This is a genomic window from Enterococcus eurekensis (assembly GCF_042654605.1).
Classification (GTDB): domain Bacteria; phylum Bacillota; class Bacilli; order Lactobacillales; family Enterococcaceae; genus Enterococcus_I; species Enterococcus_I eurekensis.
Genome location: NZ_JBHSGT010000053.1, coordinates 1 through 2,844, shown reverse-complemented (window position 1 = coordinate 2,844; position 2,844 = coordinate 1). Strand labels below are relative to the sequence as shown.

The window sequence follows — 2,844 nt, the reverse complement described above, 5'->3', positions numbered from 1 at the left end:
ACGCTTCTCCTATTGACTATCGAACGACTTGGGAGAAGAAACAACAACACACACGATTAGCCCAAGTCGTTCGTCTATCGGTCGGCATAATCGCCAAAACAGGATGAGTTCAAGACGGAAAGGGCGCACTTTCCCTTGTAGTCTTGAGGTCAGGCTGTTAGATTACACAAGCCGATTGATAGATGAATGAGGATCCCTTATTCGGATGAGGGAGGCAAATAAATCACGCACTTGAACCATTATACACCTTATAAAATTTGTTTAAAAAAGTGTTGACAGACCAAAGATTCCTACTAAAATAAAAAGGGTGCTCCTTTTGTTAATAACAGGTGGTATTATAGCTATAGTTATTATATCAAATATGAGAACATCTAAGACTCTCTTAGATGTATTCTATGCTTATTTTGCAGGACCAGTAGTTTTACTATCTGAATGGAAACATAATGTAGATGTATCCGGGATATGGAGCTATGGATTTAGCTTTTTATATCCAATTTCGTATGTAATTAATATGATTTTCGGACTTCTAAATATAGATTTAGAATTCTTTAAAAATGTTGTTATTTGGCAGGGAAATCCTCAAAAATACTGGATTCAAGCATTTCCAGACATGCCTATGAATGCATTTAGTACAATGTTTTATTTCTTTTACCAAGACCTAAGATATCTAGGTGTTATGCTGTTTTCATTTATATTTGGTGGAATATCGAGCAGTATTTATTATAAGGCATATGTTGAAAAAAGAATCAACTACTTGATGTTTTATTTATTGATAGTGAAAGCAATTGTAGGATCATTTATGATATGGCAGTTGGGAAGTACAAGTTTTTTTGTTAGTATATTGATGATGTGGCTATGTCTAGATAATAGAAACACAAAATACAATCGTATATATAGCTAGCTAGAATCTAATAAAATGGGTATAATTTTTTGTATAATAACTTAAATTTAAAGGAGTCTGTATGAAAATAAGTGTTGTAGTTCCAGTTTATAATGTGCAAGAGTATTTAGTAAAATGTTTAGAAAGCATAGTTAATCAAACGTATTCTGAATTAGAAATAATTCTGATAAACGATGGTTCTACTGATGATTCAGGAAGGATTTGTGATGACTATGCGGCTATGGATAAAAGAATTAAGGTTATACACCAAGAAAACGGAGGATTATCAGCTGCTCGAAATACGGGAATAAAAATTGCAACTAGTGAGTGGATTACGTTTATTGATTCAGATGATTATGTCGCGGAAGATTACATTGAATATCTTATTTGTTTGGCACTTAATAACGATGCCGATGTCTCAATTGGGACATACACCTACGTCACTAAAAGCAAGGAAATAGATAAAGGTACCGGCGAAGTCTCAATTATGGACAACAAAACTGCAATTCGTCGAATGCTTTTAGATCAAGGTTTTGATATGGGAGCATGGGCAAAGATGTATAAAACTACATTTTTTGATGATAACTTATATCCTGTTGGTAAATTATATGAAGATTCATTTACAACTTATCGAGTAGTTTCTAAAGCACAGAAAGTAGCTTTTGGTTCAAAGTCAATTTACTATTACATAAATAGGGAAGACTCAATAGTAAATAGAGTATTTAATGAAAGAAAACTTGAATTAATTGAAATGAATAAATTAAATGAAAATTTTATTAGAGAAAATTTTCCAAGTTTGTTAGGGGAAGCTAAAAGGAGAGTTTTATGGTCATACTTTAGTACTTTAAATCAAGTATTATCAACTGATAATTCTCATATTATAGAAAAATATAGTCCTGATCTAATAAATTATATTATTACTGAGGGGAAATTTATTGTTAGAAAAAAATATGTTCCTTTAAGAGATAAAATAGCTTATCTATCATTAAAGTATTTGGGAGTAACTAAGTATAAACAATTTTGGAGTTTTTATTTAAAAATAAAAAAATAAGTGAGGAAATCAATTAAAACAGCTACAATAACACTACATTCTGCACACAACAATGGCTCATTTTTACAAGCATTTGCATTACAAAAAGCTATTGGTAATTTAGGCTATATGAATGAAATTATTAATTTTATTCCGAAGGCACAATATTCATTATATCAAAATATTATATTTAAAGAATGGTCTGTTAAAGGTGCAGTTAAAGGGAGTCTCAATCTACCACACTATAGGGAGTGGATAGGTTACACTTAGCTAGACAGAAAAGATAAGGTGTGTGATAATACGTAAGCAATCACACAGGAGGAATCTTATCATGTCAACTCGTAGAAAACGCCGGACGTTTACAGATGAATTTAAAAAGCAGTTAGTCGATTTACACAAAGCAGGTAAACCAAGAAAAGACATTATTGAAGAGTATGAATTAACCCCTTCATCATTCGATAAATGGGTCCAACGGTTCAATCAAACAGGCTCATTCAAAGAAAAAGATAATCTCACCCCTGAACAAAAAGAACTAGACCAGTTGAGAAAAGAAAATGCTCAACTCCAAATGGAGAATGATATTTTAAAGCAAGCGGCGCTGATATTCGGGCGAAAGTCGAAGTAATTAAAAACAATAAACATAAGTATTCTATATCAGCGATGTGCCGTGCCCTTAAGATCAGTAGAGGATCTTACTATTACGAAGTGAAAAAACGAACCAGTGAGGCTGAGCTTGAACAAGCCATCGTTGAATAGTTCGCAAAGAGTAAAAATACCTACGGTACACGCAAACTGAAACCCGTGCTTGAGAAACGCGGCTTCACTGTCTCACGTCGACGAATTGGTCGCATCATGAAAAAATTCCACTTGGTGTCCAAGTATAATAGACGGTCTTACAAACCGCAAAAGACGGGCGTCAATCAGGCAAAGATTG

At 33.1% G+C, this 2,844-nt stretch carries 2 protein-coding genes and 1 pseudogene; all 3 read left to right on the top strand.

Translation table 11 applies throughout. From position 1 onward, the window contains the following. The first annotated feature begins 286 nt into the window (after positions 1-286). Positions 287-901 carry an oligosaccharide repeat unit polymerase gene (locus tag ACFO3L_RS08355; protein ID WP_379965893.1) on the top strand — a complete coding sequence of 205 codons (615 nt, stop codon included), beginning with the start codon at positions 287-289 and terminating at the stop codon, positions 899-901. A 61-nt stretch (positions 902-962) separates the two neighbouring features. Further along, complete coding sequence (locus ACFO3L_RS08350) at positions 963-1,931, top strand: glycosyltransferase family 2 protein (RefSeq protein ID WP_379965890.1); 969 nt, start codon at positions 963-965, stop codon at positions 1,929-1,931. Between the two features lie 310 nt (positions 1,932-2,241). Then, positions 2,242-2,844 (top strand): annotated as a pseudogene (locus ACFO3L_RS08345) (IS3 family transposase); the annotation flags it as partial.

Bases quoted from the DNA above. Each gene is read 5' to 3' on its own strand.
- ACFO3L_RS08350 (WP_379965890.1), top strand. From the start codon at position 963: ATGAAAATAAGTGTTGTAGTTCCAGTTTATAATGTGCAAGAGTATTTA.